This window comes from Emcibacter nanhaiensis (genome assembly GCF_006385175.1).
Taxonomy (GTDB): Bacteria; Pseudomonadota; Alphaproteobacteria; order Sphingomonadales; family Emcibacteraceae; genus Emcibacter; species Emcibacter nanhaiensis.
Genome location: NZ_VFIY01000018.1, coordinates 617,780 through 641,656 on the forward strand (window position 1 = coordinate 617,780; position 23,877 = coordinate 641,656).

Annotated in this window: 24 protein-coding genes and 1 other RNA gene; 16 read left to right on the top strand and 9 right to left on the bottom strand. The window is 58.2% G+C overall.

All coding sequences use genetic code 11. The features are described from left to right. Positions 1-15 precede the first annotated feature (15 nt). The 3 genes from FIV46_RS17080 (at position 16) to FIV46_RS17090 (ending at position 2,743) form a co-directional block, all read left to right on the top strand. Entirely contained in the window at positions 16-1,431 is a 1,416-nt protein-coding gene (locus FIV46_RS17080; protein ID WP_139942132.1) for a leucyl aminopeptidase family protein, read from the top strand. 70 nt (positions 1,432-1,501) lie between these two features. Then, positions 1,502-1,855: a MarR family winged helix-turn-helix transcriptional regulator gene (locus FIV46_RS17085; protein ID WP_139942133.1), complete on the top strand. Its 354-nt coding sequence runs from the start codon at positions 1,502-1,504 to the stop codon at positions 1,853-1,855. An 18-nt stretch (positions 1,856-1,873) separates the two neighbouring features. Continuing rightward, positions 1,874-2,743, top strand: a complete 870-nt coding sequence (locus tag FIV46_RS17090) for a C40 family peptidase (RefSeq protein ID WP_139942134.1) — start codon at positions 1,874-1,876, stop codon at positions 2,741-2,743. 50 nt (positions 2,744-2,793) lie between these two features. On the opposite strand, the gene FIV46_RS17095 is transcribed toward FIV46_RS17090, so the two are convergent. Further along, complete coding sequence (locus tag FIV46_RS17095) at positions 2,794-3,402, bottom strand: c-type cytochrome (RefSeq protein WP_219846176.1); 609 nt, start codon at positions 3,400-3,402, stop codon at positions 2,794-2,796. A 258-nt stretch (positions 3,403-3,660) separates the two neighbouring features. Between FIV46_RS17095 and FIV46_RS17100 the strand changes: the two genes are divergently transcribed. Then, on the top strand, positions 3,661-4,545 hold the full coding sequence (locus tag FIV46_RS17100; RefSeq protein WP_139942136.1) for a prephenate dehydratase: 885 nt from the start codon (positions 3,661-3,663) through the stop codon (positions 4,543-4,545). Between the two features lie 35 nt (positions 4,546-4,580). Here FIV46_RS17100 and ilvD read toward each other — a convergent pair whose 3' ends face one another. Both ilvD and FIV46_RS17110 read right to left on the bottom strand, forming a co-directional pair. Continuing rightward, positions 4,581-6,434 carry a dihydroxy-acid dehydratase gene (ilvD, locus tag FIV46_RS17105; protein ID WP_139942137.1) on the bottom strand — a complete coding sequence of 618 codons (1,854 nt, stop codon included), beginning with the start codon at positions 6,432-6,434 and terminating at the stop codon, positions 4,581-4,583. 100 nt (positions 6,435-6,534) lie between these two features. After that, the gene (locus tag FIV46_RS17110) at positions 6,535-7,161 is read right to left on the bottom strand and encodes a pyridoxamine 5'-phosphate oxidase family protein (RefSeq protein ID WP_139942138.1); all 627 of its coding nucleotides are present in this window, start codon (positions 7,159-7,161) and stop codon (positions 6,535-6,537) included. Between the two features lie 88 nt (positions 7,162-7,249). On the opposite strand from FIV46_RS17110, the gene pdxR reads away from it, so the two are divergent. The 4 genes from pdxR (at position 7,250) to FIV46_RS17130 (ending at position 11,407) form a co-directional block, all read left to right on the top strand. Continuing rightward, positions 7,250-8,671: a MocR-like pyridoxine biosynthesis transcription factor PdxR gene (gene pdxR, locus FIV46_RS17115; protein ID WP_181163289.1), complete on the top strand. Its 1,422-nt coding sequence runs from the start codon at positions 7,250-7,252 to the stop codon at positions 8,669-8,671. An 86-nt stretch (positions 8,672-8,757) separates the two neighbouring features. Then, a complete protein-coding gene (locus FIV46_RS17120) occupies positions 8,758-9,609 on the top strand; it encodes a LysR family transcriptional regulator (RefSeq protein ID WP_181163290.1) in 852 nt (283 codons plus the stop codon). Between the two features lie 52 nt (positions 9,610-9,661). After that, the gene (locus tag FIV46_RS17125; protein ID WP_139942141.1) at positions 9,662-9,937 is read left to right on the top strand and encodes a hypothetical protein; all 276 of its coding nucleotides are present in this window, start codon (positions 9,662-9,664) and stop codon (positions 9,935-9,937) included. Between the two features lie 24 nt (positions 9,938-9,961). Continuing rightward, complete coding sequence (locus tag FIV46_RS17130; RefSeq protein WP_139942142.1) at positions 9,962-11,407, top strand: TrkH family potassium uptake protein; 1,446 nt, start codon at positions 9,962-9,964, stop codon at positions 11,405-11,407. Positions 11,408-11,423: 16 nt separating this feature from the next. Here the strand turns inward: FIV46_RS17130 and nudC are convergent, their stop codons facing one another. Beyond that, positions 11,424-12,371: an NAD(+) diphosphatase gene (nudC, locus tag FIV46_RS17135; RefSeq protein ID WP_139942143.1), complete on the bottom strand. Its 948-nt coding sequence runs from the start codon at positions 12,369-12,371 to the stop codon at positions 11,424-11,426. A 115-nt stretch (positions 12,372-12,486) separates the two neighbouring features. On the opposite strand from nudC, the gene ffs reads away from it, so the two are divergent. From ffs to FIV46_RS17160, 5 genes are all read left to right on the top strand, one after another. Then, positions 12,487-12,582, top strand: an RNA gene (gene ffs / locus FIV46_RS17140) — signal recognition particle sRNA small type. Between the two features lie 109 nt (positions 12,583-12,691). Next, positions 12,692-14,521, top strand: coding sequence for a DNA polymerase III subunit gamma/tau (locus FIV46_RS17145; protein ID WP_139942144.1), 1,830 nt, complete (start codon positions 12,692-12,694; stop codon positions 14,519-14,521). 96 nt (positions 14,522-14,617) lie between these two features. Next, a complete protein-coding gene (locus FIV46_RS17150; RefSeq protein ID WP_246056980.1) occupies positions 14,618-14,941 on the top strand; it encodes a YbaB/EbfC family nucleoid-associated protein in 324 nt (107 codons plus the stop codon). Positions 14,942-14,958: 17 nt separating this feature from the next. Continuing rightward, the gene (gene recR, locus FIV46_RS17155) at positions 14,959-15,567 is read left to right on the top strand and encodes a recombination mediator RecR (protein WP_139942146.1); all 609 of its coding nucleotides are present in this window, start codon (positions 14,959-14,961) and stop codon (positions 15,565-15,567) included. Between the two features lie 11 nt (positions 15,568-15,578). Beyond that, positions 15,579-15,956: a GFA family protein gene (locus tag FIV46_RS17160; protein ID WP_139942147.1), complete on the top strand. Its 378-nt coding sequence runs from the start codon at positions 15,579-15,581 to the stop codon at positions 15,954-15,956. A gap of 202 nt (positions 15,957-16,158) precedes the next feature. On the opposite strand, the gene FIV46_RS17165 is transcribed toward FIV46_RS17160, so the two are convergent. Both FIV46_RS17165 and FIV46_RS17170 read right to left on the bottom strand, forming a co-directional pair. Continuing rightward, a complete protein-coding gene (locus FIV46_RS17165; protein WP_139942148.1) occupies positions 16,159-17,703 on the bottom strand; it encodes a pentapeptide repeat-containing protein in 1,545 nt (514 codons plus the stop codon). A 20-nt stretch (positions 17,704-17,723) separates the two neighbouring features. Continuing rightward, positions 17,724-18,887: a DNA recombination protein RmuC gene (locus tag FIV46_RS17170; RefSeq protein WP_219846177.1), complete on the bottom strand. Its 1,164-nt coding sequence runs from the start codon at positions 18,885-18,887 to the stop codon at positions 17,724-17,726. A 94-nt stretch (positions 18,888-18,981) separates the two neighbouring features. Here FIV46_RS17170 and def point away from each other — a divergent pair, with 94 nt between their 5' ends. Genes def through truA form a run of 3 tightly spaced genes read left to right on the top strand, consistent with a single transcriptional unit; the run spans position 18,982 to position 21,209 of the window. Next, the gene (gene def, locus FIV46_RS17175; protein WP_139942149.1) at positions 18,982-19,497 is read left to right on the top strand and encodes a peptide deformylase; all 516 of its coding nucleotides are present in this window, start codon (positions 18,982-18,984) and stop codon (positions 19,495-19,497) included. A 24-nt stretch (positions 19,498-19,521) separates the two neighbouring features. After that, entirely contained in the window at positions 19,522-20,448 is a 927-nt protein-coding gene (fmt, locus tag FIV46_RS17180) for a methionyl-tRNA formyltransferase (protein ID WP_139942150.1), read from the top strand. Further along, positions 20,445-21,209 carry a tRNA pseudouridine(38-40) synthase TruA gene (gene truA, locus FIV46_RS17185; RefSeq protein ID WP_139942151.1) on the top strand — a complete coding sequence of 255 codons (765 nt, stop codon included), beginning with the start codon at positions 20,445-20,447 and terminating at the stop codon, positions 21,207-21,209. The genes fmt and truA overlap by 4 nt, the downstream gene beginning before the upstream one ends. On the opposite strand, the gene FIV46_RS17190 is transcribed toward truA, so the two are convergent. Genes FIV46_RS17190 through dapD form a run of 3 tightly spaced genes read right to left on the bottom strand, consistent with a single transcriptional unit; the run spans position 21,206 to position 23,818 of the window. Then, a complete protein-coding gene (locus tag FIV46_RS17190; protein WP_139942152.1) occupies positions 21,206-21,820 on the bottom strand; it encodes a hypothetical protein in 615 nt (204 codons plus the stop codon). The two genes, truA and FIV46_RS17190, sit on opposite strands and share 4 nt — an antisense overlap. Next, on the bottom strand, positions 21,820-22,965 hold the full coding sequence (gene dapE, locus FIV46_RS17195; protein WP_139942286.1) for a succinyl-diaminopimelate desuccinylase: 1,146 nt from the start codon (positions 22,963-22,965) through the stop codon (positions 21,820-21,822). Before dapE ends, FIV46_RS17190 begins: the two co-directional genes overlap by 1 nt. Before the next feature lie 10 nt (positions 22,966-22,975). Continuing rightward, a complete protein-coding gene (gene dapD, locus FIV46_RS17200; protein WP_139942153.1) occupies positions 22,976-23,818 on the bottom strand; it encodes a 2,3,4,5-tetrahydropyridine-2,6-dicarboxylate N-succinyltransferase in 843 nt (280 codons plus the stop codon). Positions 23,819-23,877 lie beyond the last annotated feature (59 nt).

Genomic DNA, 23,877 nt, shown 5'->3' on the forward strand with positions numbered 1-23,877 from the left:
TGAGGTTTTTTCCACGTGGCTACTTCAGAATTCAAAAACCTTTCCTCTTTTTTCTCCGACACCCAGGCTGACGGCAGCATTGCCATCCGCACCATCAGCAAGCCCGGCTTCAGGGACTGGTACAACTCCCTGTCCCAGGCGGAAAAAAACTGGGTGGACGCCAACGAATTCACCGGGGCGCGCCATTCCCACCTGAAGTTTTCCAACGGCGAAGGAAAAGTATCCTCGGTCATTCTGGGACTGGGAGAGGGCGAGGAAAGCGCCGACCCCTGGGCGTTCGGCGGCCTGGCCAAGGCCCTGCCGGCCGGTGATTACCATCTCGCCGAAAAAACCAATCCGCGGGAGTTTTACCATGCGGCAATGGGCTGGGCCCTGGGCCAGTATAAATTCAGTACCTACCTGAAAAAAGACAAGGACAAAGCCTCCCGGCTCTACCTTCCCGAAACCCAGGACCGGTCCCTGATCTCTTCGGTGGTGCGCTCCACCTTCCTGGTCCGCAACCTGGTCAATACCCCGACCTGCGACATGGGGCCGGACGCCCTGGCTGAGGCAGCCGCTGAAGTCGCAAAGGAATTTTCCGCCGCCTGTGAGGTAACGGTCGGCGATGAACTGCTGGAGAAAGGCTATAACGCCATCCACACCGTGGGCCGCGCTGCGGAAAAAGCCCCGCGGCTGATTGACTTTACCTGGGGGGACGAGGGCGCCCCCAAAGTCACCCTGGTCGGCAAGGGCGTCTGTTTCGATACCGGCGGCCTCGACCTGAAACCGTCCAGCGCCATGCTGCTGATGAAAAAGGATATGGGCGGCGCCGCCCATGTGCTGGGCCTGGCCCGGCTGATCATGGAACAGAAGCTGAATCTGCGCCTGCGGGTGCTGATCCCGGCCGTGGAAAACAATGTCTCCGGCAATGCCTTCCGCCCCGGCGATGTGATCCGCACCTACAAGGGCAAGACCGTGGAAGTGGGCAACACCGACGCGGAAGGCCGGCTGGTGCTGTGTGACGCCCTGGCCCTCGCCGCCGAAGAAAAGCCCGACCTGATGATTGATTTCGCCACCCTGACCGGCGCCGCCCGCGTCGCCCTGGGCCCCGACATCCCGCCGTTCTTTACCGACAGCCAGAAACTGGCCGACGGCCTGGGCCAGCATGCCATCCGCGAAGGCGATCCGGTCTGGCGCCTGCCGCTTTACGGGCCCTATCTGAAATTCATGGACAGCGATATTGCCGACCTGAACAATAACGGCTCCAGCCCCTTCGGCGGCGCCATTACGGCGGCCCTGTTTATGCGGGAATTTACTGAAGGCGCCGGGGAATGGCTGCATCTGGATGTCTATGCCTGGAACCAGTCAAACCGCCCGGGACGGCCCAAAGGCGGTGAGGCCATGGCCCTTCGTACGGTATATTCATATCTTCATGAAAGGTTCAAAAACTAATTGGCAAAAGCTGTTGCGCGATAGTTAATATCTTGGCAATATCGCCCTTAAGAAATGCTGAGGGGATACCATGGAGTTTGAACTGAGCGGCCATCAGGGCCTGCGATTGTGGATGGAAACGCTGACCAGCGGGGTAACCAGAAAAATCCCCGATCTTACTTCCCGCCAGATGGCTGTTCTGATGCGTGTCTATCTTGAACCGCAGCCGCACACGGTTCGGGGCCTGGCCGCAGAACTCAATGTTTCCAAACCGGTCATTACACGGGCAATCGACACGTTAAGCACGCTCGGATTTCTCAAACGTGTCCGCGATGAGGCGGACAAACGCAATGTTTTGATACAGCGTACGGTCAAAGGCGCCGTCTTCCTGACCGATTTTGCGGAAATGATGGAAAAGGCGAACGAAAACGCCCAAAAAAAATAGCATTGAAAGGGGACAGCAATGTCGCAGGGGAGCCCTGACAACAGAATTACCCCCTACCGTAAGGATCTTGCCGCTGACTTCCTGAAGGAGACTGTCCAGGCCGATAAATATGTCCCGGGCAGCCGGTATCAGGTCGCCCGTGGCCTGGCGCCGCTCCATGGTGTTCCCGACGCCCATACGGCCCTCGTCAGCCAGCTGCTCTATGGCGAAATATTCACCGTCTATGAAATCAGGGACGGATGGGCCTGGGGACAGGCCGCCCGGGACCAGTATGTGGGCTATTGCCCGATCGATTTTCTGAGCCCGGATATCTTCACAAGCACCCACCATGTGGACGCGCTGAGCACCCATATCTATGCCGAACCGGATCCGAAGAGCGAACCGGTCGAACATATTTACCAGATGTCGGAAGTCAGCGTCGCCGATCCGACCCAGGTCAAAGGTTTTGTCCAGCTGGTGGATGGAAACTGGATATACGGCACCCACATCAACAACCAGTATGGCGTCGACCCGGTGGCCGAGGCCCTGAAACTTCTCTATGCCCCTTATCTCTGGGGCGGAAAAAGCTGCGCCGGACTGGACTGCTCCGCCCTGATCCAGCTGGCCTTTGCCACAACCGGGGTCTTTGTTCCCCGCGACAGCGACCAGCAGGAAGCGGCCATCGGCACAATACTCGGTGATGACGAGGTACCGCAGCGGGGCGATGTTGCGTTCTTCCCCGGCCATGTGGGGTTCATGCTGGATGACATGCATCTGCTGCACGCCAACGCCCACCACATGCGGGTCAGTATCGATCCGCTGAAGGACGTCATCAACATCGTCAGCTTCCAGACCGACCAGGAACCGCTCCGTTGTATCAAGCGTCCGTCCCCTGCAGAAGACGCATAAAAAAAAGCCGCCCCTTCGGGCGGCTCTCTTTAAAATCTTTCCGGCAGTCCTTAGTGAACTTCTGCCTCGGCAGCTTCCGCAGCGGCGTCAACGGCTTCTGCGGCGTCTCCGGCAGCCTGGTCAGCCACCTCTTCGACGGCCGGCAACGGCAACGGATTGTTGCTCAGGGTATGAAGGAACATGATCAGCTCAGCACGATCCTCAGGCTTCTTCAGACCGGCAAAGGCCATTTTGGTGCCGGGAACGAAATCTTTCGGCTTGGTCAGGAAGTGATCCAGGTCCTCGTAGGTCCAGTTGCCGCCTTTGGCATGCATGGCGTCGGAATAACCGAAGCCTTCATGGGAGCCTTTCGGCCGGCCAACAATGCCCCACAGGTTCGGGCCGGTGCCATTCTTGCCGCCTTCTTCCGCGGTGTGGCAGGCTTTACATTTCTTGAAGACCTTTTCCCCGTCTGCAGCACTGGCGGTTGCAAGAAGAGCCGCCAGGGTCGGGCCCTTTTCTTCTTCAACAGCAGCACCGGTGTCGGCAGCAGCCATTTCAACTTCAATCGGATAGGCATTTGCTTCCAGATGTTCCTCATGGAAAACAATTTCGCCAAGATTGTTAATACCGATAACCACCAACAGTGTAACCAACACAGCCAGTGCGATTTTATTCAACTCAAAGGAATCCAAGGCTCTTCCCCGTGGTTATAAATTCAAAAATACCCGGAAACTGGCAATATCTGAGGGAAACAACAGAATATGTGGCCAATTCCACCCTCTAGGTTGTTCTTGTACAGATGTTTTTATTTAGTGACAAGAGATTCTTGTTGCAAAATATGCCCAATTTGTAGTCTATCTGGATGATCCCGTGACAGAATGGGACAAAGCCAAGTTATCAGAAGTAAATCGCCAAAAGGCAGATAAGGACCACAAATGGCCACCACAGAGCAGACAAGCCAATCCAACAGCACCCTGATCGCTTTTCAGGGAGAACCCGGCGCCTATTCCCATCTGGCCTGCCGGACTTTTTTTCCGGATCGTGAAGCTTTGCCCTGTGCCACCTTTGACGCCGCCTTTGACGCCGTGGAAAACGGCCAGGCCGAATTTGCCATGATCCCGATCGAGAATTCAGTGGCCGGACGGGTCGCCGACATCCACCAGCTGATGCCGCACAAGAAGCTGCATATCGTCGGCGAACATTTCCAGCGGGTCAACCACCACCTGCTGGTATTGCCGGGCACCAAAATGGAAGACCTGGACCTGGTGCGCAGCCACGAACAGGCGCTGGGCCAGTGCCGGGGCCATATTGCTGAATGGGGCCTCAAGGCCGAAGCCTATACCGATACCGCCGGGGCGGCCAAGCTGCTGTCCCAGATCAAGGATCCGGGCATGGCCGCCATCGCCTCTTCGCTGGCCGGGGAAATTTACGGCCTGGAAAGCCTGCGCGAAGGCATCGAGGATGCGGAACATAACACCACCCGCTTTGTGATCCTGTCCCGGGATGAAAAGATTGCCCCGAGCGACATCCCCTGTGTCACCACCTTCCTGTTCCAGACCCGGAACGTGCCGGCGGCGCTGTACAAGGCGCTGGGCGGTTTTGCCACCAACGGCATCAATATGACCAAACTGGAAAGCTACCAGCTGGAAGGCAGCTTCAATGCCAGCCAGTTTTATGCCGATATCGAAGGCCACCCGGATGATCCCAGCGTCAAGCTGGCCATGGAGGAACTGGATTTTTTCACCAATGATATCCGCCTGCTCGGCACCTATCCACAAGCGGACTACCGCATCGAACAACGTAAAAAGGCCGGTCAGTAAAGGACCGGCCCCCTCACTTTTTCCTGTGACTGAATTCAGCCTTTCCGGATCAGGCCGGAAATATCCCTGACTGCGCCCTTGTCGGCAGACGTCGCCATCAGGGCATAGGCCTGCAGCGCCCGGCTCACCACCCGGGGACGGGCTTCGGCCGGCTGCCAGGCCTTGTCGCCTTTGGCGTCCATGGCGGCGCGGCGCTTGGCCAGTTCCTCATCGGAAAGGCGGATGCTGATGCTGCGGCCCGGGATATCGATATCGATCATGTCCCCTTCTTCGACCAGACCGATGGCGCCGCCAGAGGCCGCTTCCGGGCTCACATGGCCGATGCTGAGGCCGGAGGTGCCGCCGGAAAAGCGCCCGTCGGTGATCAGGGCGCAGGCCTTGCCGAGCCCCATGGATTTGAGGAAGCTGGTCGGATAAAGCATTTCCTGCATGCCGGGCCCGCCTTTCGGACCCTCGTAACGGATGATGACCACATCACCGTCAACTACCTTGCCGCCGGTGATAGCTTCGACCGCATCTTCCTGGCTCTCGTAGATTTTGGCCGGGCCGCTGAACTTGAGGATGCTTTCATCGACTCCTGCGGTTTTGACGATACAGCCGTCCAGGGCCAGGTTGCCGCGCAGTACGGCGAGCCCGCCGTCCTTGCTGAAGGCATGTTCCACGCTACGGATACAACCGTTCTCCCGGTCGGTATCCAGTTCGTCATAGCGCTTGTTCTGGGAGAAGGCTTCCTGGGTCGGCACCCCGCCCGGGGCGGCGCGGAAGAATTCCTTCACCTTGTCGTCCGTTGACGTCATGACATCAAAATAATCAATGGCCTCACCCAGGCTGTCCGCATAAACGGTCGGGCTGTCGCGATGGATCAGGCCGGCGCGACTGAGCTCGCCAAGAATACCCATGATGCCGCCGGCCCGGTGCACGTCTTCAATGTGATAGTCCTGGCTCATGGGCGCCACTTTACAGACATTGGGCACCTTGCGGCTGAGCCGGTCGATGTCCTCCATGGTGAAATCGACCTCACCCTCCTGGGCCGCGGCCAGGATATGCAGCACCGTGTTGGTAGAACCGCCCATGGCGATGTCCAGGGTCATGGCATTCTCGAACGCGTTGAAATTGGCCACGGAACGCGGCAGCACGCTTTCATCATTTTCCAGATAATATTTCTTGCAGTTTTCGACGATCCGGCGCGCCGCTTCCAGGAACAGGTCCTTGCGGTCGGCATGGGTGGCGAGCGCGGTGCCATTGCCGGGCAGGCTCAGGCCCAGGGCTTCGGTCAGGCAGTTCATGCTGTTGGCGGTGAACATGCCGGAACAGGAACCACAGGTCGGGCAGGCGCTGCGTTCCACCTGCTCCACCACCTCGTCGCTGACCTGCGGATCGGAGCCCATGACGATGGCGTCGACCAGGTCGAGCCCGTGGTTGACGCCTTCGGTCTTGCCGGCCTCCATCGGCCCGCCGGACACAAAAATGGCGGGGATATTAAGGCGCAACGCCGCCATCAGCATGCCGGGGGTGATTTTGTCACAGTTGGAAATACAGACCATGGCGTCGGCGCAATGGGCCTGCACCATATATTCCACCGAGTCAGCAATGATCTCGCGGCTCGGCAGGCTGTAGAGCATGCCGTCATGACCCATGGCAATGCCGTCATCGACGGCGATGGTGTTAAACTCCTTGGCGATGGCGCCGCTGGCCTCGATCTCGCGCGCCACCATCTGGCCCAGGTCCTTGAGGTGGACATGGCCCGGCACGAACTGGGTAAAGCTGTTGACCACCGCCACGATCGGCTTGCCGAAGTCCTTGTCCTTGACGCCTGTGGCCCGCCACAGGGCGCGCGCACCGGCCATGTTGCGGCCGTGGGTGGAGGTCTTTGAACGATACTCGGGCATGGTCTTTCCTTTATGGTCTTCCGGCGGTGGTCTTTCGGGTGGCATTTCTCAGGGCCTATTAGGCCGTTTTCCCGCTGGAAGTCAAGATTTCATTCCCTGTTCACCGGTCTTCCGATGGTGCCATTCTGCCGAAGGACATGGGAAATGCCTCGTCCTTGTGCCAAGCCTCGGCAAGAGGTGGAAAGCCGTCATTCTGGCTGGTCATTGCCTTCCAGTTTTCCTTGCCGCTCCAGCTTTCAATATCGAGGGCAAAGACGGTCACCCGGTCAATGTCGTCCTGAACGATGGGACTATAGTTCTCGTTCAGGGCAAGAGGGGAGAAATATTTATCGATCAGGCTGTACAGCCCGTGCTCCATTTCCGCCCGATCCTCCACATGGCGGATTCTACCGAACGCCATAACGCTACGATACTGACTGGAAAAATGCAGCGCCCGGTTGCTGGGCAACAGCCTGCCCATCTCCGTCGCGCAGAAAGCCATCTTGTCATGACGTTCCGTATTGGCCCGGCGCCGGCCGACAACGGATCCGTGGGCATAAATGCAGTGCCGCTCCGGATCATAGACGTAAGTCATGGGATGGATGAAGGGCTGGTCATCCCAACGGCTGGCAAAATAGCCAAGCGGCGCCCGGCTGATGAAATCCCGGATCCACTCATCGTCCTTACCCAGATGTCCGCGCCGGTGCCGGTTGGCCGGCCGGCTCTCAAGATCATATCCACGTGCCATTATATTTTCCTTTTGTCAGATAACTCATGGGCTTGTGGATAGTCCCCATAATGGATATAATAAATATCCATTTTATTATTATTTTATTATGACCACTGAATTCACTCTTCATCTTGATCGCACCCTTGAGGCACCCCTGCAGCTGCAGCTGGTGCAAAAGCTGAAATCCGCCATCAACGGAGGACAGCTTGCCCCAGGGGCCCGGCTGCCGTCGAGCCGTGGGCTCTCCGAGACTCTCGGCGTCTCCCGCATTGTGGTCCTGAATGCCTATGACCAGTTGCAGGCGGAAGGGTATCTGGAAACCCGACACGGCGAAGGCAGTTTCGTCAGCGATAGTGTGACCGCTACGCCCCCGCCGCAGGCCGTCGATTACCGGGGACCGGAGTGGCTGCCGGTTCAGCCTGCCCCATCGGCAAGCCGAAACTGGAAATATGATTTTTCCCTCGGCGGACTGGCGGAGGGACTGCTGCATCACACCGACTGGAAACGGGCCTGGCGCCGGGCGTTGAACAATACGCGCGGCCTGGACCAGTCGCCACCGGAGGGACTCGCCCCGCTGCGACAGGCGGTTGCCGACCATGTACGGCGCTATCGGGGCATTGCCTGCGAGGCCGAGGAGGTCATTATCACCAGCGGCGTCGCCAGCAGTCTTGACCTGATTGCCCGAATTTGCCGCCCCGCCGATCCGGTCATCTATCTGGAAAATCCCTGTTTCAAGGCCGCCCATGCCGCCTTCCGCCGCTATGACCACGCCGTCCGGTTGCAGGAAATTGACAGCGAAGGCATCCGTCTGGACGGACTCGACACCCCCCAAAACCAGCCGTCGATCCTGTTCTGCACCCCGTCCCATCAGTTTCCCATGGGACCGCGATTATCGCTCGGGCGACGGCTGGCCCTGTTGGACTGGGCCCGTGAGCGCGACGCCCTGATCCTGGAAGATGACTATGACAGCGAATTCCGTTACGGCGTCACCCCGCTGCCGAGCCTCAAGGCCCAGGACAGCGCCGGTCATGTGGTTTACCTCTCGAGCCTGTCAAAGAGCCTGAGCCCGTCCATCAGGCTGGGCTATATTATCGCGCCGCAAAGCCTGCGCCATGCCCTGACCCGGGAAATCGGCATCAATCACGGCCAGCCCCCGGCCCTGGTCCAGCAGGCGGTCGCGGAATTTATGGACGCGGGCGACATGGACCGGCATCTCCGCCGCCTGCGCCGCCATTATGAAACCCTCAACCGCATTGTCCGCAAGGGGCTTCAGGACCTTTCGCCGGAAATAGAGGTCATGGGTCTCGAGGCCGGTATCCATTGTTTCCTTAAGGTGAACGCCCGCCCGCTCTATGACCGGTTGAAAACGGCGCTCCGGGAAAACGACATCTACCTCCCGGCCCTCGATAATTTCCGGCACGGCCCCACCCAAAACCGCGGCTTTGCCCTCGGTTACGGCCATTTCCGGGAGGCGGAACTGGAAGCGGCGCTGGAGGTGCTGCTAAAGACTATCAAGCGGGAACATTAAGCGTCACATCCTTTAGTATCAATATTTGCGAATTTAAATGGACATAAGTTCATTTTATTTGTATTTAAGGCGCCATGGATGTCACTTTGGCCCAAACATTTCTGGCGATTGTGGACTGCGGCAACTTCCGGGATGCGGCCAAGCGCCTGCATGTCACCCAGTCCACGGTCAGCGCCCGCATCAAGTCGCTGGAAGAACAGCTCGGCAAACCGCTGTTCGTGCGCAACAAGTCGGGCGCGACCATGACCGTCGCCGGCCGGAACTTCCGCGACTGCGCGCTCAGCTTCGTGCAGCTGTGGGACAAGGCCCGCTACAAGGTGGCCAGCACCCGAAGCTACCAGGATTATTTCCGCATCGGCGTGCGCCCGAGCCTGTGGCACCCCCTGACCATGAACTGGCTGCAGCGGGTGCAAAGGCAGTTTCCCGCCGTTGCCTTCCATCTCCATTTCGGCATTGCCTCGGACCTGGTGCGCAAGATGCAGGAAGGGGTGCTGGATATTGCCGTGCTGCTGACGGCGCCGAGCCTGCCGGGAATCGAGGCGGAAAAACTGTACCGCGAGGATTTCCTGCTGGTCAGCGGCTGTGACGACCCGGTCCCCTCGCCCGAGCGGGCCGACGAGTTCGCCGCCCGCTATATCGATATTGAATGGGGCGAGGAATTCCGCAGCAATCGCGACCATTATTACCCTTATCTCAGCGTCGCCGGGCTGACCTTCAGCATGGGCAGTTACGGCCTGCAGTACCTGCTGCGCAACGGCGGCTACGGCTATTTTCCCCGCACCATGGTTCAGGCCGACCTTGACCGCAAGGCCCTGAAAGTTGTAAACGAAGCGCCGGTGATCAGCCAGCAGATTTACCTGGCGCACGCCCGCAATGTGGACAATGTTTTTCTGCCGGATTTGCTTAATCACTTCCGTGCGCTGGCAAAGGAAGTATAATGGCAAAAACCTCTTCTCCATACCTGGTCCGGAAGCCCGAGGAACAAGACAAATGACCGAGCCACAGTTTTCCACAAAAAATATCCGCAAGGTCCTGTTTGTCATCGTGCTGGCCATCATGGGCGTGTGCCTTGTGGCGCTGGTCACCTTTGAACTGGAATATGCCCTGGCGTCCGGCATCGAAAGCTTCCTGGAATGGATCGGACTGGTGGAAAGCGGCTGGCTGGAAAAACACAGGGAGGGCTTCCTGCAGGAAGTGGTGCTGGCCGCGGTCGTGACCTTTTTCATCGCCATCATCCTGTTCCTCCGGAACCTGTGGAAAGACTAGGAAATTTGTAAGGGGTATTTGGCCATGCGACTGCATAACCTGCTTTTCATTACCGGACAGTTTCTGCTGGCGCTCAGCCTGACCATGCTGATTCCCCTGCTGCTGGACCTGGAGGCTCATAACCCCGACTGGCAGGCCTTTATCCTGTCGGCCGTACTCACCGCCTTGGCCGGGATCATGATGATTGCCGCCTTCCGGGGTGAGATCGCCCAGCTCTCCCTCAAGGAAGGCTTTATCCTCACCAACCTGATCTGGATCAGCTGCTGCCTGTTCGGGGCCCTGCCGCTGGCCCAGGCGGATATCGGCCTCAGTTATACCGACGCTTTCTTTGAAACCGTCTCCGGCCTGACCACCACCGGATCGACCATTTTCGCCGACCTCGAGAAACTGCCGCCGGGGATCATCCTGTGGCGATCGATCCTGCAATGGATCGGCGGCATCGGTGTGGTCTTCATGGTGATCATCCTGTTGCCCTTCCTCAGGGTATCCGGGATGCAGCTGTTCCGGATCGAATCTTCCGATACCCATGATAAACCGGCGGAACGCACCCATCAGCTGATGAAAAATATCGCGCTCTGGTACATGTTCCTGACGCTGGCCTGCTTCCTGTGCTACCGGCTGGCCGGCATGGGGTTCCTTGATGCCGCCAACCACGCCATGACCACCCTGTCGACCGGCGGCTATTCCCCGTATAACAACTCGCTCGGTCATTTTAACAGCGCCGGGGTCGCCTGGACGGGCATTACCTTCATGCTGGCAGGCTCCCTGCCCTTTACTTTTTATATGTTCCTGTCGTCCACCTTCATGAAAAGACGGCCGCCGCTGTCCCAGATCAAGGGCTTCCTGACCCTGGTGGCCATGTTGTCACTGTTTGCCACCGCCTACCTGATGATCGACAAACATGGCGGCTTGGGCCACAGCCTGACCACGGCCACCTTCCATGTAGTCAGCCTCATCACCACTACCGGCTACGCGCTGGAAGATTACGGCCTGTGGGGTCATCCGGTGATCGGACTGTTGTTCATGGTGACTTTTATCGGCGGCTGCAGCGGCTCCACCGCCGGCGGGATCAAGATTTTCCGCTTCCAGATCCTGGGGCAGTATTTCAGCAATATGCTGCAGTCCCTCTATTTCCCGAAAAAAATCTCGGTCAATATGTTCAACTACCAGCGGGTCGACGACACGGTTATCGCCGGCGTTATCCTCTATTTCAGCATCTATTTCATCAGCCTGCTGATCATGACGTTCCTGTTGTCCCTCACCGGCCTGGATTTCATCTCCGCCATTTCCAGCTCCGCCACCGCCATTGCCAACGTGGGCCCGGGCCTCGGGGAAATGGTCGGCCCGGCCGGCAACTTCGCCGACCTGTCCGATCCGGCCAAATGGATCATGGTCGCCGGCATGATTCTGGGGCGGCTGGAATTCCTCAGTGTGATTGTGATTTTCACGCCCGCCTTCTGGCGCGCCTGAACAAGGAAGAGTTGGCTCAATCGCCCTCGGCCACCCATTTCTCGATCAGGTGGCGGGCGATGGCAATGGGATAGGGGGCCAGGCGCAGATCATCTGTGCCGCCGGTCAGCAGCAGCAGTTTCGCCTGCGCCCGGTTGACCCAGCGGGCTTCCTCCAGTTCCTTATCGTCGATCCGGATGTCCTCAGTCAGCGCCTCGGCATAGAGGCCGATCATCAGGCTGGAGGGAAAGGGCCAAGGCTGGCTCTTGATATAGTCCACCTGGCCGATCTCGATCCCGACCTCCTCCCTGACTTCCCGCCGACAGCCTTCCTCGATGGTCTCGCCCGGCTCGATAAATCCGGCCAGCGCGGAAAAATTGCCGGCCGGCCAGCCGACGCCGCGCCCGACCAGCATCTGGTCCCCCCGGTGCACCAGCATGATCGCCACCGGATCGGTACGGGGAAAATGCTGGGCCTTGCAGGACGGACACTGGCGCAGATAACCCGCCTGGCCAGCTTCGGTCCCGGCGCCGCACACAGCGCAGAAGCCGTGCCGGGCATGCCAGTCGAGCAGCGACTTGGCCTTGCCCATCAGCGCCGGCAGCGGGGAAAATTCCTCATACACCATCTGCAGGGCCACGCTGCGCAGGTCGATGAATTTGGCGGTCTCGCCGCTGGCCTCCTGTTCGGAAATCGTGTCCCCCAGTTCCACGGCGAACACCGCCGTCTCCTCGAGCAAGCCCATGAAGACCGCTGTCTTCAGCGCCGCGTCCGGCACCTGCGAGCGGTCCAGGAAACCGGGCACCGGCTTGTTCCGGTCCGACACGTCCATCAGCGGCTTCATCTGGTGGAACACCAGAAACAGGGTGTCGGGATCTTCGAGCCGCTCCCCGATCCATTTATCGTCGGTGCGCAGATGATCGGCCGGATTCAGGGGAAAACCGGCAAAGGCGCAGGGCTCCAGATGGAGGGCACGTGTCGACATGAAAAGCTCCTTCTTTTGCGGCAGACTGCCACATCATCAGGGACATTACCAGACGGCTGTAACGGAATGACTCCGATTTCCCTTGAATTTGTGACAAAAAAATTCCATATAGGCCCCGAGAGATTGGCGGACGGGCATCTTCGCCAACCCGGTCAGGCCCGGAAGGGAGCAGCCGTAACGAAACATCCCGGGTCGTTCAATCTCTCACCGATCCCTTCCCTGATCCGACATTTTTTCCCGTTCCTCAATTCTTCGGTGGCAATGATCCCCAGAGCCGATATAGTATCTGTGAAGAACAGATAACATGATATATTGAGGCCATGGCAGAAACCGACAGCAATACCGAATACCGCGTTCTTGCACGCAAATACCGCCCGACGAATTTTGACGAGCTTATTGGCCAGGAAGCAATGGTCCGCACCCTGTCCAACGCCATCGAGACCGGCCGCCTGGCCCATGCCTTCATCCTGACCGGCGTGCGCGGCGTGGGGAAAACCACCACCGCCCGCATCATCGCCAAGGCGCTGAACTGCACCGGCCCGGACGGCACCGGCGGGCCGACCATCAATCCCTGCGGCGTTTGTGAAAACTGCAAGGCCATTGCCGAAAGCCGCCATGTGGACGTGATGGAAATGGATGCGGCGAGCCGCACCGGCGTCGACGATATCCGCGAGATCATCGAGGGCGTGCGCTACGCCAGCACCAACGCCCGCTACAAAATCTACATCATCGACGAAGTGCATATGCTGTCCCGCAACGCTTTCAACGCGCTGCTGAAAACGCTGGAGGAACCGCCGGAGCATGTGAAGTTCATTTTCGCCACCACCGAAATCCGCAAGGTGCCGGTCACGGTGCTGAGCCGCTGCCAGCGCTTCGACCTGCGCCGGGTCTCCATCGAGGAACTTTCCGGCCATTTCCGCCGCATCGCCGAGAAGGAAGGCTGCGAGATCGACGACAATGCGCTGGCCATGATTTCCCGCGCCGCCGAAGGCTCCGTCCGTGACGGCCTCAGCCTGCTCGACCAGGCCTTCGCCCACGGCGCCGGCAAGGTGACTGAGGAACAGGTCCGCGACATGCTGGGCCTGGCCGACCGCGCCCAGGTGCTGGACCTCTACCAGGCCTGCATGAAAGGCGACAGCGCCGAAGCTTTGCGGCTGCTGCGCCACCAGTATGACCATGGCGCCGACCCGGTGGTGATTTTCCAGGATATGCTGGAGCTGACCCACTGGCTGACCCGCCTCAAGGTGGTGCCTGACGCCGGTGAGGAAGTGGTGACCAGCGAGGCCGAACGCAGCCAGGGCAAGGACATGGCCTCCTCTTTAAGTATCCCGGTGCTGACCCGCGCCTGGCAGATGCTGCTCAAAGGCCTTGAGGAAGTGCGTATCGCCCCCTCGCCGCTGCTGGCGGCGGAGATGGTGCTGGTGCGCCTGACCCATGTGGCCAACCTGCCGACCCCCGGCGAACTGGTGAAAAAGCTGCAGGATACTCCGGCCTCTGCCGGAAGCGCGCCGGCGGCGCCTGCCGGAAATGGACAGGGCGGCAACGGCAGTGGCGCTACGGCGCAGTCGAACAGTCACGTTCAAGGCGGCGTTCCAGGTGGCGCACCCCAGGCGTTCCGGGTGATCCAGGGGGCGACGGGGCAGTCCTCTCTGCTCGCAGCGGACCCTATGCCGGCGCAGGAGACGAGCCTGCCGTCGCCGGAAACCTTCGAGGATGTGGTCAAACTATTTGAAGAACAGCATGAAGCGACCCTTGCCTTCCACCTCAAGGAAAATTGCCATCTGGTAAGCTTTTCCAGGGGCCGGCTCGACATCCGCCTCAATGACAAGGCGCCGCGCGACCTGATCGGCAAGGCCTCGGAAAAGCTTCGGGAATATACCGGCCAGCGCTGGGTCGTCTCGCTGTCCTCGGAACAGGGCGACAAAAGCCTCTATGAAAAGGAACTGCACGAGGCCGAAAAACTGCAGGCCCGGCTGACGGACAATCCTCTGGTCAGGGCGGTGCTGGAAACCTTCCCCGGCGCAAAAATCTCAGACATCCGCAGGAAAATGGATGAATTTGCCGCAGATAGCCTCACGGCCGGAATCGAGGGCAGCGGCGATTTCATGGTCGGCGCCGATGAATTCGGCCTCGATGCGGACGATTTTTAAGGCTCCCGGCCAATAGACAATTGAACTAATTCCACTCAGGACCTACATAAAGGCCGTAACGCGGAACAGCTGCCCGGACGATTTGAAGGAGTGATGATGAAAAACCTCGGTAAAATGATGAAACAGGCCCAGGAAATGCAGAGCAAGATGGCCGAAATGCAGGCCTCCCTGGAAGAGCTGGAAGTGACCGGCACCGCCGGCGCCGGTCTGGTCACCGTGACCCTCAACGGCAAGAGCGACGTGAAAAGCGTCAAGATCGACCCCAGCCTGTTCACCGGCGACGATGTGGAAGTGGTCGAGGATCTGATCGTCGCCGCCTGCAACGACGCCAAAGCCAAAGTGGAAGTCCGCACCCAGGAAGAAATGCAGAAACTGACCGGCGGCCTGAAACTGCCGGAAGGCTTCAACCTGCCGTTCTGACCCCATAAGGATTCGCCGTGTACCGCACCCGCACCTCCAACAGCGAACTTGACCAGCTGATCCAGCTTCTCTCCAAGCTGCCCGGCTTCGGTCCCCGTTCGGCGCGGCGCGCGGTGCTGCATCTGGTCAAGAAAAAGGACACGCTGATGAAGCCGCTGGCGGCGAGCCTGGCCAGCGTCGCCGAACATGTCCACCCCTGTTCCACCTGTGGCAACCTGGATGTCAGCGATCCCTGCCATATCTGCGAAGACGAGCGCCGCGACAAAAGCACCATCTGCGTGATCGAGGAAGTCGCCGATCTCTGGGCCCTGGAGCGGGCCGGCAGCTACCGCGGCCTTTATCATGTGCTCGGCGGCACCCTGTCGGCGCTGGACGGAATCGGTCCCGATGACCTCAATATCGCCGGCCTGATCGAGCGGGCCGATGAAGAGGGCGTGCAGGAAGTGATTATCGCCACCAACGCCACCGTCGACGGCCAGACCACCGCCCACTATATCACCGACCGGCTGAAGAATAGCGGGGTCAGCGTCTCGCGCCTCGCCCATGGCGTCCCGGTCGGCGGTGAACTGGACTACCTGGACGACGGCACCCTGACCGCCGCCCTCAACTCCCGCCAGCCGTTCTAAGGAGCCACATCATGAAACACCGGGGTTCCTGCCATTGCGGAACGGTCACTTTTGAAGTCGAAGCCCCGGCGGTGATTGACGCCGTGCGCTGCAACTGCTCCATGTGTTCCAAGACCGGTTTTGTCCATCTTATTGTGCCCAAAGAGGATTTTCATCTGAAAAGCGGCGCCGACATCATTACCACCTATACGTTCAACACCCATACCGCCAAACATACTTTCTGCAGCGTCTGTGGCGTGAAAAGCTTCTATACCCCGCGCTCCCATCCCGATGGCATCAGCGTCAACGTCAATTGCCTGGACCCGGGCACCACCGAAGGCATCAATTACAGCGACTTTGACGGCGCCAACTGGGAAGAAAACATAGAGAACCTGCGGTCTAAAGACTGACAGTCCGGCCAAAAAAGAGGCTTCTCCCAGGGGACGGGGGAGAAGCCTCAAAGAGGGTGACCGTCAAACAATACTCGGGGCTGGTTCGCCTGTGACGGTCAGGATTGCGGATAAACGGAACCAGACACAGGTTCCGTTATATAAGGCAATAGTTAAAAAAGTCTTTTCTAATATATAATTTTCTTGCCCTGGTTGTGGAAAGCTAGTTGCGTTTCACCTGATTTCGGATTGAAAGGGCAATCAACGCAATCTGAAACGGCCCGATGATCCGGAAGGCAAGATCGAGCCACTTGTGCGGGCCGTCAAACTCAAGAGTATTTGAAGAGGCTTTCAGCGTCATAAGCGAGAGACCACTGTAAGCCCTTTCCCACAGACAGACAAAATCACCTGTAATTAGTATAGATAGAGTTATGTAAATCCCTAGCAAAACAAAATAAGCAAATATGGCTCTCAGTGGTCGTGTAGCATAACGACTTAAATAGTTATAGAATGCCGATATGGAAAAAAACCTACCTAAAATGCCTTTTTGACGAAGCCGGTAGTCCATTTCCCCAATGTAAAAGTCACTCGCGGCCAAAAAATCTTTATTGTTCTCCAAAACAGTTCGAAGATGCCGATATTGACTCTCGATTACCGGATAAACAAACTCCCTACTTTTTCCACTGAAACTTTCCATGAGAAAAACATCGTCATAAATTCCGTTCCTACCTAGTTTCTCTTGTTCCCAATTTACTCCAACCAAGGAAACACCGTTAAAATATGTACCTTTAACAAGAGCTTTTCGAAAGTCTGCTCGTTCAATCCAGACTTTTTCAGGTTTTAAAAATTTAACATCCTCGAAATAAATTTTACCTGACATTGAGCTAATAAATTCAACACTTGGATCATTAATAAAATTAGCCACCCTTGTACTAATCTTTTTTGTCCGGCTAATTAACGCCTTGAAGTAATTTTGCGTCTTTTTCTTTATACCAATAAATAAGTTTTTTAGTGAAATTATACTTTCTCTCAACTTTGCTCCTCCCCCTTGGAGTAAAGTTTTGTTGCTTTCTTCTTTTTGATTGAGTTCCCCCTGACCGGTATGAACGTGTATTGTGGCCGAATCTACCACTAGTACATGACTACGATTCCCTAAAAATTTAACCGCCTCATGGAAAACTGTGCCACTAAAACTGCAGCCGTTTAAAAAACTACTCTTAGCCAAGAAATCATCCTCAAATGCGCAAGCATCGAATTTTGGAGGATGGCAAAAATTCACATGGGAAAACTGCACATATCCTGTGAACACCGCCTTGCGAAAATCAGCTACACCCTCAAAAGAAGTTCCATTCTCAAACGTCACGACACAATTGAAGTTAACATTCAAAAAAATAGCACTCTCACAAAAAATGACTTTGTCCCTAAAAATAATCTTGTTCTTAAAACTGGCGTCCGAAAAATTAATTTCCTCTTTCAACAAAATCTTCGATAACTCAAGCCCATGGAATTTTGTTCTTCGAGCATCAATTGGGAAATCAATCTTCAAATCATCAAGTTTCACTTCGCTGATAAATTGTAGACCAGTCCATGTTCCATCTTTTTTCTCTATCATCTCCTCAAGTGCAGCCTGATCCAATCCCGTACCATCAAATCCATCAACATGAAGGTGACCAGTGCAATATCCTCTGTCATCTTGAGAAACGCGCGAACACTTGAAACTCCCGTCAGGAGTTTCATACCTACACGTTGGATATTCGTCTTGAGACATTCGCTCCCCCTACATAAAACCTATTCCCCGTCCAGCTGACCTCTTGCCGTTTCCAGTACCGCGCCTGCGCTCTCGCCTTCTTCCAGTTGCAGGGCTTCGATCTTTTCAGCACGCTTGGAGATCTTGCCGCTCGAAGTTTCGATTTCCTTGATGTCTTTTTCTGCCTGATTAAAATGACTGCGTAAATTACCCACCCGCTTGTCCAGTCGATCCACATCGATGAGCAGGGTCCCCACTTCCTTCTGAATCACCCCCGCCTGCTCGCGCATGCGCACATCCTTGAGCACCGCCCGCACCGTATTCAGGGTCGCCATCAGCGTGGTCGGGCTGACGATCCACACCTTGGCGCGGAAACTTTCCTCCACCAGGTCGGGGAAATTGGCGTGCAGTTCCGCATAGACCGCTTCACTGGGCAGGAACATCAGCGCCGATTCCGCCGTCTCGCCGGTGACGATATATTTTTCGGCGATATCCTTCACATGCTTTTTGATGGCGGTGCGGAAGGCGGCGGCGGCCTGCTTGTTTTGACCCTCGTCCTGGGCGTTGCGCAGCAGGTGATAGCTTTCCAGCGGGAACTTGGCGTCGACCACAATCGGGCCCGGCGGGTTGGGCAGCTTGATCACGCAGTCGGCCCGCTTGCCGTTGCCCAGAGTCTCCTGGAAGCCGTAGGCGCTGGGCGGCAGGATGGCGGACACCAGGTCGTTAAGCTGCACCTCGCCAAAGGCGCCGCGGCTCTGCTTGTTGCTGAGAATATCCTGCAGCCCGACCACCTGGCCGGAAAGCTCGGTGATATTCTTCTGGGCCTCGTCAATCAGCGCCAGCCGGGTTTTGAGGTCGGTCAGGCTTTCGGTGGTATTTTGGGTGGTTTTCTCCAGGCTTTCGCCCATGCGCTGGCTGACCTTGTCGAGCCGTTCCTCCAGGGTCCGGGTCAGCTCCGCCTGGCTCTTGGCGCTGGCGTCGGACATCTGGGCCAGACGGCCTTCGAGCGCCGACTGGGACTGCATCATCCGCATCAGGGCTTCCTGGGCCCGGGCCTCGGCCTCCTGCTGCTTGCGGCGCTCCTCGGTCAGCTGTTCCTGGAACGCGGCGGTGCGCCGTCCCATGAACCAGATGGCGAGCAAAACGGCGACCAGGCTGAAAAGTGCCGCGCCGATGGCGATTAAGTGCGTTTCCGTTAAGACCACCCCGTATATTCCCTTGATTTTCCTTATCTCTTGACCTTGCGTCCTTCTCATATTACCTACCAGATAGAAGATTGAAAGATAAGATAGAGACAGAATGGCGATTTTACCCATTATTACAGTTCCCGACCCGATGCTGAAATTCTCCTCGACCCCGGTGGAAAAGGTGGATGACGCGCTGCGTAAATTCATGGATGACATGCTGGAAACCATGTATGACGCGCCGGGCATCGGCCTTGCCGCGATCCAGGTGGGTCGGCCGATCCGGGTACTGGTCATCGACCTGGCGCGGGATGATGAAGAGCCCGATCCGCAATATTTCGTCAACCCGGACATTTACTGGACCAGCGAGGAAATGGGCGTCTATAACGAAGGCTGCCTGTCGGTGCCGGAACAATATGCGGAAGTGGAACGTCCCGCCGAATGCAAGGTCCGTTACCTGGACTACAACGGTGAGGAACAGGATATTCATTGCACCGGCCTGCTCGCCACTTGTATCCAGCATGAAATGGATCACCTCAACGGCATCCTGTTTGTGGATCACCTGTCCAAGCTGAAGCGGGATATAATGGTGAAGAAGGTCAAGAAACTGACCCGGGACAAAGTACTGTAATTCATTCTGGCAGGGGAGAGACCCATGGCAACGCCGCTCCGTATAGCCTTTATGGGCACTCCCGACTTTTCCGTTCCCACCCTGCGCGCCCTGCTTGGCGCCGGCCATGACGTGGCCGCCGTCTACAGCCAGCCGCCGAGCCGGGCCGGACGCGGCAAGAAGGAACGCCCCTCCCCGGTTCACGCCTTTGCCGAACAACACGGCATCCCGGTCCATACCCCGACCAGCCTGAAATCCGAAGAGGAACAAGAGAAATTCGCCGCCCTCAACCTGGATGTGGCCGTGGTGGTGGCGTACGGGCTGCTGCTGCCAAAAGCCATTCTCGACGCGCCGCGACTGGGTTGCGTCAATGTCCATGCCTCGCTGCTGCCGCGCTGGCGCGGAGCGGCGCCGATCCACCGGGCGATCATGGCCGGGGACAAGGAGAGCGGCGTCGACATCATGATGATGGAAGAAGGGCTGGACACCGGACCGGTGCTGCTGGAAAAACGCGTCATTATCCAACCTGAAGACACCACCGGCAGCCTGCATGATGCTCTCGCGCAGCTGGGTGCCGAGGCCATTGTCCCGGCGCTCGAGGGCCTCGCCGATGGCAGCCTTACCCCCCGCCCGCAAGGGGAAGAGGGCGTGATCTATGCCAAAAAGATCGACAAGGCGGAAGCCCGCATCGAATGGACCCGGCCTGCACAGGAATTGCGCGCCCATATTCACGGCCTCAGCCCCTTCCCCGGCGCCTGGTGCGAAGTGGAGGGCGAACGGCTCAAGCTGCTTTTGGCGGAAGTGGTTACCGGCAGCGGCGCACCCGGCGAAGTGATCGCCGAGCCCTTGGTAGTGGCCTGCGGAGACGGCGCGCTCAAAATCCTCAAAGCCCAGCGCGCCGGCAAGGGCCCGATGCTGGCCGAGGACCTGCTGCGCGGCTTCCCGATCCCCAACGGGACCATTCTCACATGACCGAGTTTACCCGCTACAAGCTGACCATCGAATATGACGGCACCGGCCTGGTCGGCTGGCAGCGGCAGGAAAACGGCCTTTCGGTGCAACAGCTGCTTGAGGAGGCCGCGCAGAAATTCTGCCGGACCTATGATCCGGAACAGAATCGCTTTTATGCCGCCGGGCGCACCGACGCCGGGGTTCACGCCTTGGGTATGGTTGCCCATGTGGACCTGCCCCGCGACGACGAGCCCTTCAAAGTCATGTCCGGTCTCAATTATCACCTGCATAACGGCCCGGTCGCGGTGCTCAAGGCGGAACGGGCAGCGGAGGATTTCCATGCCCGCTTTTCGGCCCTGAAACGATACTACCGCTATCACATCATCTGCCGCGATGCGCCACTGACCCTGCAGAAGCACAAGGCCTGGCAGGTGCGGGACAAGCTCGACACCGACGCCATGCGCGAAGCGGCCGCTCACCTGATCGGCAAACATGACTTTACCACCTTTCGCTCTGTCCAGTGCCAGTCGGAAAGCCCGGTCAAGACGCTCGACAGCCTGGAGGTGATTGAGGCCGGGGAACATGTCTATGTCGACTGTTCCGCCCGCTCCTTCCTGCATCACCAGGTCAGGAGCATGGTCGGCTGTCTTTATTATGTGGGCAAGGGCAAATGGACCCCGGACGACATGAAAGCGGCGCTGGAGGCGGCGGACCGCACTGCACTTGGGTTCAATGCGCCGCCGGACGGGCTCTATTTTGTGAAGGTGGATTACCCGGACTAGGACGCCATCTGGCCCAGCCGCTCGAAATATCCCGGCAGCATCAGCCGCAGCAACAACATGTCCACCAGCGTCGTCGCCAGTTGCTGGAACAGCAGGACGCCGAAGGCCAGCCAGCCGCTGATCTTCAGGGATTCCCGGAAGATAAACCAGCGATAGAGGTAGAGATAGCCCGCGATCAGCAGCATCACCAGGACGCCGACCTCCTGGGCGATCAAACCGCGGCTGATGATCAACGCCATCGGCAGGGACACCAGATAGACAATCACCGTCGACCAGTTATAGGCAATAATCATCGGCGCATAATTGGCGTCAATCTTCATATAGCGGGTGAAATAAATCATGATAAAGGCGGTGAACGGCAAATGGATCAGGTAGCTGATCAGCGACGGCCAGAAAGTGCCCGAAACACCAGCCTGTTCCGCCATATGCTGACCCATCAGCAACGGCAGGAACGCCAGCGGCGCCGCCACGGCGATGGCCCAGAAACTTTTCCAGAAGCCTTCGGCCGTGAGGTCGAACATCAGCATGCCACGGCCGTCAAACTGGGCCAGCGTCCAGGCCGCCTTCACGGAGGAAACAATGAAATTCTGTGACTGGTTCTGGTCTGACATCAGCCTTGATTCCGGAAAAATCGGTTCAGGATTTCCGTATAGATATCCGCAAGTTGCTCGATATCCTCGACCCGGACCCGCTCATCCACCTTGTGCATGGTCTGGCTCACCAGGCCGAATTCGGACACCGGGCAATAATCCTTGATAAAACGGGCATCGGAGGTGCCGCCGGTGGTGCTGAGCTCCGGTCTGATCCCCGTCACTTTTTCCACCGCCCCGGTGATCAGGTCGCTGAGTACGCCCGGCGGGGTGAGGAACGCGTCGCCGGACGCCTTCATCTCGAGCTCGACCTCGCCGCCGACCGCGTCACAGACCGAGCGGATCCAGTCCTTGAGCCCGTCGATGCTCTGCTCGTTATTGAAACGGATGTTGAAGCGGGCTTCGGCCTCGGCCGGGATCACATTGCTCGCCTCATTACCCACATCGATGGTCACCACTTCCAGGTTGCTGGGCTGGAAATGGTCGTTGCCATCGTCCAGTTTCTTACCGGTCAGCCGGTGCAGGATTTCAATCAGCCGCGGAATCGGGTTGTCGGCCAGATGCGGATAAGCCACATGGCCCTGGGTCCCCTTGACCACCAGGCGCGTATTGAGGCTGCCGCGGCGGCCGATCTTGGCCATCTCGCCGAGCGTGGTCGGGTTGGTCGGCTCACCGACCAGGCAATAGTCCAGCTTTTCGCCATTGTCTTCGAGCCACTGCAGCATCTTGATGGTGCCGTTGATGGCCGGGCCTTCCTCGTCACCAGTGATCAGGAAACTGATCGAGCCTTTGACCTCGCCATCGTCCAGCAGGCGGGACACCGCCGCGACAAAGGCGGCAATGGCCCCTTTCATGTCAGCCGCCCCGCGCCCCGTGAGCCAGCCGTCATTGACCTCGCCGGCGAAGGGATCGACGGACCAGTCCGCCGCCGCGCCGACCGGCACCACATCGGTATGGCCGGCAAAGCAGAAGTTGGGCGCGTCGGTGCCGAGGCGGGCATAGAGATTGTCCACATCCGGCGTGCCCGGCTCGCTGAACGGCAGGCGGGTGCAGGTGAACCCGAGCGCCGTCAGCTTTTGTTCCAGCACATCCAGCGCCCCCGCGTCAGCGGGCGTGACACTGGGGCAGCGGATCAGGTCGCGGGTAAACTCTACCGGATTGACGATCTCAACCAACTCAGTCCCTCAGAAGTTCATTGATGGAAGTTTTGGAGCGCGTGCGCTCGTCCACCCGTTTCACGATGATGGCGGCGGCCAGGTTCGGTCCCGGGGTGCCGTCGGCCAGCGGTTTGCCCGGCAGGGTGCCCGGCACGACCACGCTGTAAGCCGGCACCCGGCCATACATCACTTCACCGGTTTCGCGGTCGACGATCTTGGTGCTGGCGCCGATGAACACGCCCATGCTGAGCACGGCGCCTTCTTCCACGACCACGCCTTCGGCCACCTCGGAACGGGCGCCGATGAAGCAGTTGTCTTCGATGATCACCGGACCGGCCTGCAGCGGCTCCAACACGCCGCCGATGCCGACACCGCCGGAGATATGCACATTCTTGCCGATCTGGGCGCAGGAGCCGACCGTGGCCCAGGTATCCACCATGGTGCCTTCATCCACATAGGCGCCGAGGTTGACAAAGGACGGCATCAGCACCACGCCCGGCGCAATATAGGCAGCCTTGCGGACAACAGAAGTCGGCACGGCGCGGAACGACGCCTTGGCGAAGTCGGCCTCGCCCCAGCCGTTGAATTTGCTCGGCACCTTGTCGTACCAGTTGGCGTTTCCGGGACCGCCGGAAATAACCTCCATGTCATTGAGACGGAACGACAGCAGCACCGCCTTTTTCAGCCACTGGTGCACGACCCATTCGCCGCTCTCCTTGGAGGCAACGCGGGCCTGACCGCTGTCCAGCAGGTTGAGGGTTTCTTCCACCGCCTCGCGCACTTCGCCGGTGGTGGAGGTGGTCAGTCCCGCGCGATTTTCCCAGGCCTGTTCGATGACCTGTTCCAGTGACTTGTCCGTCATACTCAAATTCCCTAAGTTTGTGGCACTTTTGGTTCGATTACGGGCTGACAATAACGATC

Excerpts from the sequence above, each read along its gene's own strand:
- ilvD (WP_139942137.1), bottom strand. The coding sequence starts at position 6,434 with ATGCCCGAGTATCGTTCAAAGACCTCCACCCACGGCCGCAACATGGCC.
- FIV46_RS17100 (WP_139942136.1), top strand. The coding sequence starts at position 3,661 with ATGGCCACCACAGAGCAGACAAGCCAATCCAACAGCACCCTGATCGCT.
- fmt (WP_139942150.1), top strand. The coding sequence starts at position 19,522 with ATGGCAACGCCGCTCCGTATAGCCTTTATGGGCACTCCCGACTTTTCC.
- nudC (WP_139942143.1), bottom strand. The coding sequence starts at position 12,371 with ATGTCGACACGTGCCCTCCATCTGGAGCCCTGCGCCTTTGCCGGTTTT.
- FIV46_RS17160 (WP_139942147.1), top strand. The coding sequence starts at position 15,579 with ATGAAACACCGGGGTTCCTGCCATTGCGGAACGGTCACTTTTGAAGTC.
- FIV46_RS17110 (WP_139942138.1), bottom strand. The coding sequence starts at position 7,161 with ATGGCACGTGGATATGATCTTGAGAGCCGGCCGGCCAACCGGCACCGG.
- def (WP_139942149.1), top strand. The coding sequence starts at position 18,982 with ATGGCGATTTTACCCATTATTACAGTTCCCGACCCGATGCTGAAATTC.
- FIV46_RS17150 (WP_246056980.1), top strand. The coding sequence starts at position 14,618 with ATGAAAAACCTCGGTAAAATGATGAAACAGGCCCAGGAAATGCAGAGC.
- FIV46_RS17085 (WP_139942133.1), top strand. The coding sequence starts at position 1,502 with ATGGAGTTTGAACTGAGCGGCCATCAGGGCCTGCGATTGTGGATGGAA.
- pdxR (WP_181163289.1), top strand. The coding sequence starts at position 7,250 with ATGACCACTGAATTCACTCTTCATCTTGATCGCACCCTTGAGGCACCC.
- truA (WP_139942151.1), top strand. The coding sequence starts at position 20,445 with ATGACCGAGTTTACCCGCTACAAGCTGACCATCGAATATGACGGCACC.
- FIV46_RS17090 (WP_139942134.1), top strand. The coding sequence starts at position 1,874 with ATGTCGCAGGGGAGCCCTGACAACAGAATTACCCCCTACCGTAAGGAT.
- dapD (WP_139942153.1), bottom strand. The coding sequence starts at position 23,818 with ATGACGGACAAGTCACTGGAACAGGTCATCGAACAGGCCTGGGAAAAT.
- FIV46_RS17125 (WP_139942141.1), top strand. The coding sequence starts at position 9,662 with ATGACCGAGCCACAGTTTTCCACAAAAAATATCCGCAAGGTCCTGTTT.
- FIV46_RS17145 (WP_139942144.1), top strand. The coding sequence starts at position 12,692 with ATGGCAGAAACCGACAGCAATACCGAATACCGCGTTCTTGCACGCAAA.
- FIV46_RS17165 (WP_139942148.1), bottom strand. The coding sequence starts at position 17,703 with ATGTCTCAAGACGAATATCCAACGTGTAGGTATGAAACTCCTGACGGG.
- FIV46_RS17130 (WP_139942142.1), top strand. The coding sequence starts at position 9,962 with ATGCGACTGCATAACCTGCTTTTCATTACCGGACAGTTTCTGCTGGCG.
- FIV46_RS17190 (WP_139942152.1), bottom strand. The coding sequence starts at position 21,820 with ATGTCAGACCAGAACCAGTCACAGAATTTCATTGTTTCCTCCGTGAAG.